This window comes from Blastococcus aggregatus (assembly GCF_900221005.1).
Classification (GTDB): Bacteria; Actinomycetota; Actinomycetes; order Mycobacteriales; family Geodermatophilaceae; genus Blastococcus; species Blastococcus aggregatus.
The window spans coordinates 303,340-319,425 of the sequence record NZ_OBQI01000004.1 but is presented as its reverse complement, the minus strand read 5'-3'; the positions used below and the strand labels follow the sequence as shown (position 1 = coordinate 319,425).

Here is a 16,086-nt window from a genome sequence, read left to right as displayed (position 1 = left end):
AGACGGCGATGTCGACGCCAAGTTCTAAGAGGGGTGGCAGCTTGGTATCGAGTTTTCCGCGGCAGTTCCAGGTGGCGATTTTCACCGCAGCATGAGATCAGAAGCATCCAACTTCGGACGGTCAACCCCTCCGGACGGGGAGAGGTGTCCTCAGGCGATCAGAACCGAACGCTCCTTCTCGCGGTGCCCCCTTCAGGCCCTGCCCTGTAGATGCCAAGCGAGCAGATCGGCGCCGGTTGCGCGCCGCGGGAAGTGTGTCGTCTCCTCCGCTACCTCCACGAGCTGGCTGAGGAAGGCTTCGTGGGCTCCCATCGCGGGATCCTCGGCAGTCCCTCGTACGTACATGACGATGAACGTGGCCGGGCGCCCGTCGACTTTGGGCCTGATGACGCGGCCCATACGTTGGATCATCTGTCTCTTGCTGCGGCTCGCTGCGAGGATGACCCCGACGTCCGCCTGCGGGACATCGATCCCCTCGTCGAGGACGCGAGGGGCTGCGAGCACGCGGACCTCGCCCTGCTTGAACTGATCCATGCGCTCGCGGCGCTCTGACGGCCGCAAGGAACTGGTGAAGCTCATCGCCGCGACTCCGCGCTGGCTAAGCAATAGAGCCGCCGCGTCGGCATTGTCCTTGGTTTCGCTGAAGACGAGCCCGCGATCAGCTGCCGCCAACACGGGAGCCAGTTCAGCAAGTGCCTCGTGCTTGCGCCGGCACTCGGCTAGAAGCTGCCGACGCTTGCTGAAGGCGTTGAGGTAGGCGCGGGCGTCCTTCGTTGGTCGGAAGGCGCCAAGGCCCCCCTCGCTCAGCATGACGACTGCAGCCATGAAGCTTCCAAATGGCTCGGGGGGGCACCCATGGGTAGCGATGAGTCGCCCGCGAAGAGTCCGGGCTGTCGCGTTGTACTCGCCATACAGCTCACGCTCCTGCGAATCGAAGTCGACACCAAGTAGCCCGACTCGAAAGCGAGCCAGGACTCCGTCGGCCAGGCCGCGCTCATATCCGCAGGTATAGACAACACCGCCGAAGTAGGGGTCGAGGTGTCGAGCGAGGCCCTCGTCATCGCGGGCATAGGTGGCAGTCAGGCCAAGTCGCGCGACGAACTCCGGTTCCAGCGCTCGAGCGAAAGTCTCGGCGCCGTAGCGGTGCACCTCATCGGCGATGAGCAGACCGGGCGTATCTGGTTGCAAGACCTGCCACCGACTCGCCGACTGGACGGTCGCGACGACGACCTCGTGGCGGGCCAGAGCGTCCTCGTTACCGTCCCCGAGACGGCCAATCCGGATGCTCGGCAGATTTCGTTGCAGCACCTCGTACCACTGATCGAGGAGCTCCCGACCGGGGACCAGCACCAGCACCTTTTCCCCAGCGTCGACGGCGGAGGCCGCGGCCAGGACACCGACGGTGGTTTTCCCCGTTCCAGTCACCGCCTCCACGACGCCACGCCGCTCGTGCGACGTCCACGCAGCGAGCGCCTCCGATTGCCATGCTCTCGGGGCATGCCCGGTATAGGAGCGAGGCGTCTCGGGGACCAGCTGGACGCCGGCCTTCGTCCGGGGGCGCATGCCCGGCTGACTCATCACGCGCCAACGAGGCGGTGTTCCGTCGTCTGAGACGAACAGGTCCCGCCGCCCATAGAGCAGGCTGTTCACATCTGTCGTGGTCAAGTCGTGGACGCCTTGCGTACGTAGGCCCGTCAGAAGCTGCCGCTTGTCCTGAGCTGGTCGGCCCAGCAGTAGGTGGCGGAGAGCGTCTGTGGCTACCTCACGCTGCATAGCGTCGCGTTCCCTCAGGCCACTCCGTGGGCGCAGATCTCCACCAGGTCACGCGTCCACTCTCAGGGAGGGAGTCGGGGAGAACTGAGACGCGTCCGGAGGACATGATCCGATCGAGTGAGGAGGTGCGCTGCCCCCTTCGGACGCTCGCTTCGCGCGCCTGCCCGCCGCGTCGGCCGGACGTGGGACACGCCTCGACAGCCCCAATGGCCTCACTGAGCTATGCACGTCGAGACACGGCGGCTTCACGGTGTCCCCGTGTGTAGGGTCCGATCGAGGGACTGAACCACTGGTTCCCGGAAGGGTCGAAGCCTCGGTTCGACGGCGGGAATCCTTCGAGGTGACTCGCCTTCCACGTCCCGAGAGCACTGTGTGGAACGGGGAGATATGACGGCGACGATGCCCAGCTCAGCCGAGGACTTCTTGGGCGCTCCCGGTTCGGTGGTCGAGGTCCGCGACGAGCAGTGGCTCATCACCGGCGTCGAACGGGACGGCGATGGCTGGCTGGTCGACGTTCAGGGCCTCACCGAGCTGGTCCGCGACACCACGGCCACGTTTGCAACGGTCCTCGACGAGGTCAAAGTCGTCGATCCGGCAGACGCGACCGTCGTGGCCGATGACTCGTCGGGCTACCGCCGCACTCGCCTCTGGCTCGAGGCGATGCTGCGAAAGTCGCCGGTGCCGCTCACCGACCCGAACTTGACGGTCGCGACTCAAGGGCTGGCGGACGCACTCGGCTATCAACAGGCCGCGGTCCGAAAGGCCCTCGACCCGGAGAACCTGCGCCCGCGAATCCTGCTCGCCGACGCGGTCGGACTGGGCAAGACGCTCGAGATCGCCATGATCCTCGCCGAGCTCGTTCGCCGGGGCCGCGGCGAACGCATCCTCGTGGTCACCCCGCGCCATGTCCTCGAACAGATGCAGTTCGAGCTGTGGACCCGATTCGCTCTGCCTTTTGTGCGCCTCGACTCGGTCGGCATCCAGCGCATCCGGCAGCAGCTCCCGGCCAACCGCAACCCCTTCATGTTCTACAAGCGAGTCATCATCTCGATCGACACGCTGAAGTCCGATCGCTACCTGGCTCACCTGCAGAAGCAGCGATGGGACGCCGTCGTCATCGACGAGTCGCACAACGTCACCAACTCCACGTCGCAGAACAACCGACTGGCAAAGCTCCTGGCGTCCCGTACCGACGCGCTCGTGCTGGCGTCCGCAACACCGCACAACGGCAAGGCCGCGTCCTTCGCCGAACTCGTCCGGATGCTCGACCCCAGTGCGGTACGCCCGGATGGCAGCCTCATCGAAGACGAGGTGAAGCGTCTGGTGATTCGCCGGCACCGGCACAGCCCCGACGTCGCCAGCGTCGTCGGCGGAGACTGGGCCGAGCGCAAAGAACCTCAGAACCTGCTGGTCTCGCCTTCCCCGGCGGAGAGCGACATCATCCAGGAGCTGGAGGACACCTGGCTGTACCCGGCGACCGGGTCGTCCCCCTACTCCGGTGCCAACGGCGGGCTGTTCCCCTGGACGCTGGCCAAGGCCTTCCTCTCCTCTCCGGCGGCCCTCCGCGAATCCGTGCGGGAGCGGATCCGTCGGCTGGAGCCGCCGCGGAAGGGGGGCCAGCCCGCTCGGCCTGCGCCCACCCCGGAACAGCGACGCGAAATCGAGGCGCTGCAGATCCTGGACGACCTGGCCGCCGCTGCAGGGACGAAGACGTCGGCCAAGTACGCCGCACTCGTGGACTATCTGCAGAAGATCGGCGTCGGCGCGAGGAAGCCGATGCGCGCCGTCGTCTTCGCCGAGCGCGTCGCCACGCTCCGATGGCTGCAAGAGTCGCTCTGCTCCGACCTTGGCCTGTCGAAGGAGCAGGTCGCCGTCCTGCACGGCGGTCTCAGCGACGTCGATCAGCAGGCGGTCGTCGAGTCGTTCAAGCAGGCGTCATCGCACATCCGGGTCCTCGTGACTGGTGACGTTGCGTCGGAGGGCGTCAATCTGCACGCGCAGTGCCACGAGCTCATCCATTTCGACATCCCCTGGTCGCTGATCCGGATCGAGCAGCGCAACGGACGCATCGACCGCTACGGGCAGAAGCAACAGCCGCAGATCACCACCTTGCTGCTGGACCCCGACAGCGGGAAGTTCGCCGGTGACGTACGGGTGCTCAAGAAGCTGGTGGAGAAGGAGTACGAGGCGCACAAGGCGCTCGGTGACTCCGCCTCGCTGATGGGCAAGTACGACGTCGAGGCCGAGGAGGACGCCATCCGCCGAGTGCTGGCGGAAGGGCGGGACCTGGACGACGAGGTGAAGACCGTTGAGGAGGTCAAAGCCTCCCCAGGCGTAGCCGGTCTCTTTGCTCGCCTCACCGCTGCGAAACCCACCGAGGCGGCAACCACGGCACCGACGGCCGGCGGATCCGTCGGAGTGTTCGCGACTGAGTTGGACTTCTTCCGTGAGGCGGTCGAGGAGTTCCTTCCCACCCCTGGCGCTGCGCCGCCCAACGGCGTCTCGTGGAAGGAACACCCGGAGTACTCCATCGTCGAGTTCGTGCCTCCGCCTGACCTGCGGCAGCGTCTGGAGGTGCTACCGCAGTCGTACTTGGCCGCCCGCCGGGTAGCTCAGAAGATGCGCCTCGCGAGCACTCCGCAGCGTGGCAAGGCGGAACTGACGCAGGCGCTCAGCGACGAGTCGAGCTCTCTCTGGCCGGAGGCGCATTACCTGGCGCCCCTGCACCCGGTCGTGGAGTGGGCCAGTGACCGGGCACTGGCCAGTCTCGGCCGCAACCAGGTGTTCGCCGTTCGCGGTGACGTCGAGGAGCTGACCGTGGTGCTGCACGGAAGTCTGACCAACGTCCGTGGCCAGGTGGTGGCGGCATCGTTCCTGCTCGCCACCTTCCCGAACCCGGCCAACCCCTCCTTCGCTCCGGTCACGCCGTTCGCGTCAGCGGCGGCCGCGCTCGCCGAGGCCGGCTTCACCGGGGTGACGGTCAATGCTGGCGGCCTGGTCGGTGCCGACCTGTTGACCCGCTACGTCGGTCCAGCGGTCCGAGCAGCCGATCGGCTCATGGGGGACGTCGTTCAGGCAGCTGAGTCAGCAACCCGGGACCGGGTGCAGCGATGGTCGGAGCGAACCAACAAGTGGGACGACGAGGCGGGCGTACTGGTGCAGCGATCGGAGCTGCGTGATCGGCGGCAACGCGTCGAGGAAGAACGTGAGATGGCGAAGAGCATGCTGCCTGAACGGCGACTGGTGCGCCCCCTCCTAGTGGTCGTCCCGCGCGAGGCCGACGTCCGCGCGATGGTCGGAGGGAACTGATGGCCGGCAGCGACGCCATTCTCATCGGCGAGGACTGGATCTCTGAGCACTTCTTCACCACCGACGCCACCTCGCAGTCGTTCCAGGCGCGGGTGGTCACGCGTCGGAAGGCGTGGGACGAGGCACAGGCCGAGGCCCGCCCCGCCGAGGACGGCGCGGAACGTGTAGCAGCGACCACGCGTGCTCGCTTCACCCAGGCACGCCGTTGGCTGCAGGACCAACTCGCCGGGCTCGGCGAACCTGCGGGGGACACCGACCTGGTCCCAGTACCGGACGGCGTTCTCCCCGACGTGTACGCGCGGCTGCTGGAGATGCTCGGCTACAGCGGCGTGGGTTTGCACACCGAACGCACCGGTCCGGTTCTGCGCGTTAGCGCGCCCGGAATGACAAACGGCGCTCCGCTGGTCATCGTGGAAGGGCAGGCCACCGGGAGCCTGGAGACGTTGCTGCACAAGGACGTCGACACCTTGCTGTCGCCGTACACGCTGGACGACGACAAGACCGAGTTCCGCTCCGTTGCTCGCACACTGTCGACCCTGTTCGTGTCGGATGACGCGCCCGCCTTCGCCCTGGTGCTGGCTGGACGGTTCGCGCTCGTCGCCGAACGCGCGAAGTGGGCGGAGGGCCGCTACCTGGCCGTTGATCTCCAGCTGGTGTGTGAGCGCAACGAAGACCGTCGCGGTGGGGAGGTCGACCGCGCGCTGGCCTGTATCAGCGCGGAGTCCCTGGCGCCGGACGCCGAGGGCGACATCTGGTGGAGCGCGGTCCTCGAAGAGTCCGTCAAGCACACAGTCGGGGTATCGAAGGACCTACGCGAGGGCGTCCGTCTGTCGATCGAGATCATCGCGAACGAGCTGGTCAGCCGCCGCGTCCGCCAGGGCCTACCGCCGCTCCCGGCCGACCAGGCGCAGCCGCTGGCCATCCAGTCCTTGCGGTTCCTCTACCGCATCCTTTTCCTGCTGTACGCCGAGGCGTCGCCGGAGCTGGGAGTGCTGCCGGTCGGCTCACCCGAGTACGAGCGTGGGTACAGCCTCGATCGCTTGCGCGAGCTCACCCTCGTCGAGCTGGCCAGCCCCAGCGCTCAGCACGGATCCCACCTCTACGACTCCCTGGCCGTGCTCTTCCGGTTGGTCGACCGCGACACCCAGACGATCGCCGCGGACGGCGAGCCGCCGGAGGGCCTGAACTTCCGCAGCCTGCGCGCCGACCTCTTCCGACCGGTGGCCACGGCCCACATCGACGACGTCGGGCTCGGGAACGCGGCGCTCCAGCAGGTCCTGCGTCACCTGCTGCTGAGCAAGGAGTCCAAGGGGAAGGATCGCGGCTTCATCTCCTACGCCGAGCTCGGCATTAACCAGCTCGGGGCCGTCTACGAGGGCCTGATGAGCTACACCGGCTTCTTCGCCGAGACGGACCTGTACGAAGTGGCTAAGAGCGGCGACGCCAGCAAGGGCTCATGGGTCGTGCCCGTGGACCGGGCTGACGACATCTCGCCTTCGGACTTTGTTCGGGACGAGGACCCGGTCACGGGCGAGGAGCGGCCGGTACTGCACAGCCAGGGAACGTTCGTCTTCCGCCTTGCTGGTCGGGAACGCCAACAGTCGGCTTCCTACTACACGCCCGAAGTCCTCACCCGCTTCGTGGTGTCGCAGGCCCTCGAAGAGCTGCTGGACCAGGACGGCGAAAAGACGCCGGCCGATCAGATCCTCCAACTAGCCGTGTGTGAGCCGGCCCTGGGGTCCGGCGCGTTCGCGATCGAGGCCGTCCGGCAGCTTGCCGAGCAGTACCTTCGCCGCCGCCAGGACGAGCTCGGACAGCGGATCGAGCCCGACGAGTACCCGCGAACGCTCCAGCAGGTGAAAGCGTTCATCGCGCTGCACAACGTCTACGGCGTGGACTTCAACGCGACGGCGGTGGAGCTCGCCGAGATTTCTCTGTGGCTCGACACCATGGTCGAGGGGCTGGAGGCCCCGTGGTTTGGGCTCCACCTGCGCCGCGGCAACTCCTTGATCGGCGCCCGCCGTGCGACGTTCAGGCGGGATCAGGTGACGAAGAAGACCTGGCTCACCGACGTGCCCGTCGACGCCCCGCTGACCACGTTGGCCCAGGACATCGAGAATGACGCGCTCGGGACGGCGGTCACCGGCCGGGTCCACCATTTCCTCCTGCCCTCCGTGGGGTGGGGCGCAACGGCGGACGCGGACGAAGCCAAGGCACTGGCCCCGGAGGGCATGGCCCGGCTAAAGGCCTGGCGCAAAAGCCTGCAGGTGAAGCCGACTGCCAAACAGGTCGACGCCTTGGTCGATCTTGCTCACCGTGTCGAAGCCTTGTGGCAGATCGCCTATCGACGCCTCCAAATTGCTGAACATGAGATCCGGCGTTCCATCCCGGTCTGGGGTGCCGAGGCACTACCGGAGGGCGGGGCGGTCCAGCGCGCGGAGATCGAAGACGCGCTCGCCGACGCATCCGGGGCCTACCGCCGCCTGCGCCGCGTCATGGACGCGTGGTGCGCGCTGTGGTTCTGGCCGCTCACTGGCACCTTGACGACCCGGGAGGTCGACGGGAGGCCGCAGCGGATCGATCCGCCGACCTTGGACCAGTGGATCGATGCGCTGCAGATGCTGCTCGGCCGACACGCCGGCAAGGGGCGCACCGCGGCCGGTCAGCAGACAATTGCCGGAGGGACGACGTGGGCCGAGCTCGGCGACTTCGAGGTCAACGATCTCGCCTTCGCGAGCGCCTATTCGGTGCCCGCGGTCTTGACGAAGCACCCATGGCTCGTGGTGTGCGAGCAGGTGGCGGCGCAGCAGGGATTCTTTCACTGGGAGCTCGACTTCTCACCCGTCTTCGCCCGAGGCGGTTTTGCACTTCTCGCTGGGAACCCCCCGTGGGTGCAGCCGGAGTTCAGCCTGAAGGCGGCGTTGACGGAACAAGATCCGCGTTACACTTTTAGCAGATCTCAGATGGCAATGAGCGGCTCGGACTGGGCTGAATCGGCATCTGAGAGGCAGCGCATTGCCGTCCTAATCGAGGCGGGCAACGTAGAGTCGCTGACTCAGTACTTGCGGGGCAGGGCTATGTACCCCTACCAGGGGAAGGCCACCGCGGACTTGTATAAGTCCTTTCTCGGGATGGGCTGGAGGTTGCTCAGCCTTACGGGCGTTGCGGCGTTTGTTCACTCAACTTCCGTATTTCAGGAAGAAAGGGCGGACCTGCTTCGTGGAGAGACTTACAGGAGGCTCAGGCAGCTCTGGCACTTCACCAACGAGCGAAAACTGTTCGAGATTGGCAACAGAGTCTCTTTTGTTGTCTCTGTATCAGGCTCGGCGACCGATCGTCCTTCCTTCGTGAATGCGTGCTATCTGCTTGAGCCGCATACAGTCGTCAACTCTAGGCGCCACGACGGGTCGGGGAGTATGCCGAACATCAAGGATGACCTCGGGGCATGGGACGTCCGGCCCCACAGTTCTCGGATAAGGCACATCACTTCGACTCACTTCGACGCTTGGGCGCTTGGGGAGTCTGGCCCCTCGGTCGCTATGACGGGGCCGTTCATGTTCGCCGTCAACTCTGGCGTGGACAAGGTTCTGGAGAAGGTGTCCAAAGCCCCAACGATTGGTGACCGTCTCGACTTCTATCACTGGTATGGAATCGGCGAAACGTCCGGTGTGCGTGAAGGTCTGATCGTTCCCGAATGGAACGTGGTCCACGACCCATCCGCAGTCGTATTGCAGGGCCCTCATTTGAGCGTGCAGAATCCTGTTTTTCAGGAGCGGGGCCCCGAGATGCGTAGTCATCGGGACTGGAACGAGGTGAATCCAGAAGCGCTACCTGAAGCTCCCGAGTGGTCTACGGGATATCAGCTTAAGGATAAAGCCCGGGTGCAGGCGGGGTTGCCGTATTGGGGTAACTTTCGAGCCGATAATCTGTTCCGCGTAGCCTGGCGCCGACGCGTTGGGGCGGCCGGCATTCGAACGATGCAGCCGGCGATTATTCCGCCCGGCGTAAAGCACATCGAAACCGTAGTCAGTGTCGGTCACCCGGAGTGGACGACGGAAGACATCGCCACGCTCTGTGGAGCGCTAGGAAGCGTCTGCGTCGATTTCCAGTTGCGAGTTGCGCAAAAGGCAGACATTCGCACTGGCCTTTTTGCTCGTTTGAGACTCCCAAACATGTCGGTGTTCACTCAGGATATTGCGCTTCGCGTTCTCCGCCTGAACTGCCTAAATTCGTCGTACGCCGAATTGTGGAGCAGCTGGGCGGGTGACGTGAACGCCTCACCGTGGACCGCGTCGCCGCCTCAGTCGATCAGGACCTCCGACGCAGTGTTGGAAGCGGCTGCCAACTCCAGTTGGAGCACCGGAACGCCTCTGAGGACCGACTGGGCTCGGCGTCAGGCGTTGCTAGAGCTTGACGCTCTGGTGGCGCTGAATTTTGATATCTCCTGTGAGGAACTGATCGAGGTGTACCGCGCCCAATTCGGGGTCCTGCGCGGCGCCGAGCGAGGCTTAGGAGCTGACGAGTACGGGCGTTCGGTCGCGGCTGGCAAGCGGGTGCCGGAATATGACCGTGAGACGGACATGCGCCGGGCCTACGGCCATTTCGAGCAGGTGCTTAGGGAACGCTCGTGAGTGAACTGCTGCCCACGGTGCAGGCCGAGGAGATCCGAGACAGCCTTCTCGACTACCTGACGACGACGTTCGCGCTTACGGATGAGGACGCTCGGACCGCTCTCACGGACTTCCTTCAGGACCCGGATACGGGGCTGTTCAAGGGTCCATACGTGCGGCTTCGCCTGCCGTTCCGGCCAGCGGAGCCCGGCTGGCGGTCGTCGCTCGACTGGTACGAGGGGTTCCCGCCGTACGGGCATCAGGCCGCTGCGTTCGCCCGGCTGACGAGTGCTGACCTTAGGCCGGAGAAGCTGCGACCGCTGCCGACGCTCGTCACCACCGGCACCGGGTCGGGCAAGACGGAGGCATTCCTCGTCCCGATCCTCGACCACGTCTTGCGAGCCAAGAAAACCGGTATCACTGGCACCAAAGCGATCGTGCTGTACCCGATGAACGCTCTCGCCAACGACCAGGCCAAGCGGCTCACCCAGTTGCTCTCCGAGCATGACGCTCTCGCCGGTGTGACAGCAGCCCTTTACACCGGACAGGAGGGGCCCAGCCGTACCCGTGTGACCGCGGACGGCCTGATCACCGATCGGGCCGTCATCCGCAGTGACCCGCCGGACATCCTCCTTACCAACTACAAGATGCTCGACCAGCTGCTCCTGCGACACGACGACGCGGGGCTGTGGGCCAAGAGCGCCCGCAGCCTTCAGTACCTGGTGTTGGACGAGTTCCACACTTATGACGGTGCTCAGGGAACTGACGTCTCGATGCTTCTCCGGCGGCTCGGGCTCGCGCTGAAGAGCCACTGGTCGGTGGGTGATCCCGCCTTCACGCCCGAGGACTGGCAACGACCGCTGGGTCGCATCACACCCGTCGCGACGTCGGCGACCCTGGGTGACAAGGGCGATCCAGAGGCCATGCTTCGGTTCGCTCAGACGGTGTTCGGCGAGGAGTTCCCGTCGGACAGCGTTATCACTGAGACGCGGCTGGAACCGTCGGAATGGATTGACGTCGCGCCGAGCCGGGTGGGCGAGCTGGGGTTCGTGCCGGTGCCTCTCGATGACGTCGTCGTGGCAGACATCATCCGAGCGGTCGAGGCCCTCGGGGACGAGGCCGACGGCCGACGTATCAGCGAAACTGTGCTGAGCGGCCTTTTCACCGTAGAGGGCAGCGGTACCGGGGAGCTGCGCCCCGACTTGGCCGACATCACCGAAGACACGCTGCTCGACCTGCTTAAGGGGCACCCGGTCACCCCACTGGTGCTGGACGGGACCGCCGACGCGGTGTCCGCGGCACACCTCGCGGATGCGCTGGCCGCGGATGCGGGCTCAACCGAGCAGCCGGCCGGGGCGCGATGGCTGAGCTTCGTCGTCGCCCTGCTGGCCGCGTTCAGCCACGTCAGGTCGGTCGTCGGCCGCGAAGCCGTGTCCGTCGACTTGCACCTGTGGGTCCGCGAGCTGACGCGCATCGACCGGACAGCCAGCGGGACGCCGCGCTACCACTGGAGCGACGACGGCGACCTCGAATCCGTCCACGCCGGCGAAGCAACTGCCGCCGACCAGGGCCCACCTCTGCCCGCGCTGTTCTGCCGGCACTGCGGCCGCTCCGGCTGGGGGGTGATGCTCGCGCCGACGGGCACGGACCTCGACACCAACGACGAGACGATCCGCGCCCGCCGGTTCCGACGGGACGACCGGTTCCGGCCGCTAATCCACGCCCCGACCGAGGGGGACCGCACTGCGGCCCGGGATGTCGCCCCGGTCGAGGGCCTGATGTGGTTCGCCGTCCGGGAACGCCGACTGCTCGCCGCGCTGCCCGACGATGAACGGGAGATCCGTAGCGGCGGTGTCCTGCCGGTCCTCACACACCAGGGTGTCGACGCGGGCGAGTTGTCGCTCGATGACACCTGTCCCGCCTGTCAGCACAAGGACGGCATCCGCTTCCTCGGATCGGCCATCGCGACCCTGTTGTCGGTGACGCTGTCCACCCTGTTCGGAGCCGAGGGGCTGGACGAGGCGGAGAAGAAGGCTCTGGTCTTCACCGATAGCGTGCAGGACGCCGCGCACCGAGCCGGCTTTGTGCAGAGCCGCTCGTTCAGCCTCACCCTGCGCGCCGTGCTCCGCGAAGCAGTGGGCGAGCAACCGATCAGCCTGGATGGCCTTGTCGAGCAGGTCATCCTCAACGCCGGGGACAACCCGCACCGCCGCTACCGCGTCGTACCGCCCGAGGTGGTCGACCGGGAGGAGTTTGCTCCCTTCTGGCAGAAGCCCCGGCTGCGCGATGTTCCGGCCGGAGTTCGCACCCGGGTGAAGCGCCGGCTCCTCCTGGACGCATCCCTCGAGTTCGGTCTCCAGTCCCGCACCGGTCGGACGCTCGAACGCACGGGTAGCGCCGCTGCCGAGGTAGCCGTCGCACCGGCCGTGCTGGTGCGGGTAGCCGAGCAGGCCATCGAGGAGGCCGGTGGGCTCCCCACGCTGAACGGGCTGGAGCCCGACGACGAAGTCAAGACCGCATGGGTGCGTGGCGTTCTCGAACGTATGCGCGAGCGGGGCGCCATCGAGCACGAGTGGTTCAACCGCTACCAGCAGGACGACGGCAATCGCTATTCGGTGTGGGGCGGCCGCCCCCGGTCGGACGGGATGCCTGCGTTCCCCGCCGGGCGTCCCGCCCCTGGATATCCCCGGATCGGCGGCGACAAGCTCAAGAAGCAGACTGACCTCGACTCCGTCACCAGCTCGCAGAGCTGGTACGCACTGTGGACGGCGAAGAACTTGGGGCTTGCGCCCGGCGATGGCGCCAAGCTCGCTCGCCTGCTGCTGCAGCGTCTCGCGCAACTCAACGTCATCGGCGTGGTGACCAGCAAGACTGCCGCGCAGATCTACGAGCTTCGGCAATCCTCGATCCTGGTGGGACCGGTCGACCTTCCGGACCTGCAGGCCGGCGCTCACCACCTGCTCTGCGACGTCTGTCAGACGCTCGTGCCTGGTAGCAGGACCGTCGTCCAGCAGCTGTCCGGGGCACCGTGCATGGTCGCCCGCTGCGCCGGGCGGCTGCGGCCCGAGGGGCGTGAGGACAACTTCTACCGGCGGATGTACGCCTCGACCGACGTCCGCCGCGTGGTGGCCCGTGAGCACACCAGTCTGCTCGAGGACAAGGACCGTCTGCGTTACGAGGAACAGTTCAAGAGTCAGCAGGCCAACCCGGATGCGCCCAACGTCCTGGTCGCCACGCCCACCTTGGAAATGGGCATCGACATCGGTGACCTGTCGGCGGTCATGCTTGCGTCCCTCCCGCGCACCGTTGCCTCCTACTTGCAGCGCGTGGGTCGCGCCGGCCGACTGACCGGCAACGCCATGAACCTGGCGTTCGTCACCGGGCGGGGTGACCAGCTCCCGCGACTGGGCGATCCGCTGTCGGTCATCAATGGTCAGGTGCGGCCGCCGGCGACATACCTGGACGCAGAGGAGATCCTCCGCCGCCAGTACGTCGCCTCGGTCGCCGACTGCCTGGCCCGCGACCCGCAGGCGCCGCATCCCCGCACGGCTCAAGACGCCATCGGAAGCACGGTTGACGGCTCGTACCTGCACGCGTTGATTACCGAGGCCGAGACGCGTGCCGACAGCTTGCTCACGGCATTTCTCGACGGGTTCGCCAGCCTCGGCGAGACGGCGCGAGCAGCGCTGCGCCGCTGGGCGACGCCCGTCGAGGGAACGCCGGGCACGAGCCAGCTTGCCGGCCGCCTGCACCGCGAGGCGCAGCGATGGACCTACACGGTGGAGACGCTTGAGTTCCGCCGCGCGGCGATCACCACCGCTCTCCCGGACCTGCAGAAGATCGCGGAGGGGCCGGCCGCTACCGATGAGGACAAGCGGGCGTTCCGGACGGCACGCGCCTCCCTCCGGTTGACCCAGAAGCAGCTCGCGGATCTCCGAGGCGACTACTGGATCGGCGTCTTGGAGGAGTACGGCGTCCTGCCGAACTACACCCTCCTCGACGACAGCGTCACCCTCGACGTCACGCTGAGCTGGGTCGACCCGGACACCGGCGAATACCAGACCGACCCCTACTCATATCACCGTGGTGGCAGCCAGGCGCTGCGCGAATTCGCCCCGGGAGCGACCTTCTACGCCGGCGGCCACCGGCTGTTCATCGACGCCATCGACCTCGGGCAAGACGGAGAGGCGGTCCGCACGTGGGCCTTCTGCCCGGCTTGTGGTTTCGCCGCTGATATCGCCGATAGCGGGAAGGTGAACACCTGTCCGCGCTGCGGTAACGCTGAAATCGCGGACACAAAGCAGCGGCTCGACGTCGTCGAACTCAACCGGGTCTACTCGGCCATGCGTCGGGACGACGCCGCAATCACCGACGATCGGGACGAACGAACCAGGGAGGTCTTCTCCCTGGTGACCGCTGCAGATGTCGATCCGGAGCACGTCACCCGGCAGTGGTTCGTCGAGGACTGTGGATTCGGCGCGAAGCACCTGCGCGACCACACGATCCGCTGGGTCAACATCGGCAAGGCCACGGGTCAGGGATCGTCTCGGATCCTCGCCAACACGGAGCATCCCGCGCCGCTCTTCCGCATCTGCAAGTCGTGCGGTCAGCTGGACACCTCCACCGGCGCCAACCGCCCCAGCGAGCATCGCCCGTGGTGTCCGTACCGCAAGGCCACCAACGAGAACACTCGCAACATCGCCTTGAGTCGCACGCTGCGGACTGAAGGACTGGTCATCCGGCTGCCGCGGTCGGTCACGCTCGGCGACAGCTTCGCCGTCCCGAGCCTCTCCGCGGCCATCCTGCTCGGCCTACGGGAGCGCATCGGCGGGGCGCCGGACCACATTCAGGTCGCCGCCATCGTCGACCCGACCCTGTCCGACGGCACGGAGAACCACGACGCGCTGCTCCTGCACGATGTCGTCCCCGGCGGCACGGGCTACCTGGCTGAGCTCGCCGATCCCGAGACCGTCTGGTCCATCCTCTACCGGGCATGGACGGCGCTGCGGGACTGCGAGTGCCAAGGCGAGCAGCGCCTGGCCTGCCACCGCTGCCTGCTGCCTTTCGCGGCTCCGCATCAAGTCAAGTCGGTGTCGCGGGCGGCGGGGGAGCGACACCTGCGCGACATCCTCAGCAGCGGCACTGGCGACGAGCCGACGTCGGACATGAGCTGGACCTGCACAGTCACCGAGCCGAAGGGCTTCGACCCAGAGTCCAACCTCGAGCAGCGATTCCGCGCGGTGCTCGGCGCCCGGCTCAAGGCAGCCGGCGCGACGGTGAAGGACCAGCCCACGAGCACCGGCAACCGCTCGACCATCACCATGGGTGGCAGCGGGCGGGTGTGGACTCTGGAACCGCAACAGATGGTCCTGGGCTCCAAGCCCGACTTCATCCTCCGCTGTAACCAGACGGGTATTCCGGAGGCGGCGGTCTTCACCGACGGCTGGCGCTTCCATGCGAGTCCCGCCATCAACCGCCTTGCCGACGATGCCGCGAAGCGTGCGACCCTGCGCGACAGCGGCCGAATCGTCCTGGGCATCACCTGGCAGGACCTGGAGGACGCCGAGGCCGGGACCGTCTCGCCGCCGTCCTGGTTCTCGGCGGACCAGACCGGGCCGATCATCGAAGCGGCCGGCGGCGAGCTGACGTCGGCATCACTCGGCCTTATCGCTGGGGGACCACTCGACTTCATCGTCGGTTGGATCCAAGATCCCCAGCCGGCAGCCGTGGAGCGCCTCGCGAACTGGCTGCCGTATTTCCTTCTGTCCGCCGCGGCCTCTCACGCCGTGGGCGTCGATGGGCCGGCTGATACCGCGATGCGGACACTGGACGGCGGACCGGTGACAGCTGACGAAGGCGTGTTCGGTTGGGCCTGGACGAGCGACACGGTGGCCCTCGCCGCCCGGGTGGCCGACCCGGCCAACGGCTCGGCTGAGGTCGCCGTGGTCCTCGACGACCGGACTGACCGTCTAGGTGACAGTCACCGTTCGGCCTGGCATGACTGGCTGCGGCTAAGCAACCTGCTCAACCTCCGTACGGCAGCCACAGTCATCAGCACGCGGACGCGGATCACCTCCTCGACGGAGACGTCATCCTCGGCGGCATTGCCTGCGGCGACATTGCCCGCGCAGTGGCAGGAGCTCTATGAGAACGGCACTGCCCTCGAGCGAGAGTTGCTTGTCGCCTTGGCCGAAGCCGACGTCGCGGTGCCTCGCCAGGGCGAGGAGACACCCGAGGGGATCGTCCTATCGCTGTCCTGGCCTGACCAGCGCGTCGTCGTAGACATCAATTTCAGCGACGAGGACCGAGCTGATCTCCACGGAGCTCAATGGCAGGTCGTCGCGCCCGAGGTAGACGCCGTTCGTGCAGCACTCACCGTGGAAGGGTCGTAGTC

4 protein-coding genes are annotated in these 16,086 nt (G+C 66.6%); 3 read left to right on the top strand and 1 reads right to left on the bottom strand.

Features of this window, described 5'->3' with window-relative positions; genetic code table 11:
- Positions 1 to 192 precede the first annotated feature (192 nt).
- Positions 193 to 1,650 carry a DEAD/DEAH box helicase gene (locus tag CRP29_RS14820; protein ID WP_176522983.1) on the bottom strand — a complete coding sequence of 486 codons (1,458 nt, stop codon included), beginning with the start codon at positions 1,648 to 1,650 and terminating at the stop codon, positions 193 to 195.
- A 510-nt stretch (positions 1,651 to 2,160) separates the two neighbouring features.
- Between CRP29_RS14820 and CRP29_RS14815 the strand changes: the two genes are divergently transcribed.
- From CRP29_RS14815 to CRP29_RS14805, 3 genes are read left to right on the top strand one after another with little or no spacing between them, the layout of a single operon-like run.
- Positions 2,161 to 5,082 carry an SNF2-related protein gene (locus CRP29_RS14815; protein ID WP_097195828.1) on the top strand — a complete coding sequence of 974 codons (2,922 nt, stop codon included), beginning with the start codon at positions 2,161 to 2,163 and terminating at the stop codon, positions 5,080 to 5,082.
- Positions 5,082 to 9,713 (top strand): restriction endonuclease subunit M, encoded by a 4,632-nt coding sequence (locus CRP29_RS14810; protein ID WP_097195827.1) that lies wholly within the window; start codon positions 5,082 to 5,084, stop codon positions 9,711 to 9,713. The genes CRP29_RS14815 and CRP29_RS14810 overlap by 1 nt, the downstream gene beginning before the upstream one ends.
- Positions 9,710 to 16,084: a DEAD/DEAH box helicase gene (locus tag CRP29_RS14805; protein ID WP_097195826.1), complete on the top strand. Its 6,375-nt coding sequence runs from the start codon at positions 9,710 to 9,712 to the stop codon at positions 16,082 to 16,084. The genes CRP29_RS14810 and CRP29_RS14805 overlap by 4 nt, the downstream gene beginning before the upstream one ends.
- Positions 16,085 to 16,086 lie beyond the last annotated feature (2 nt).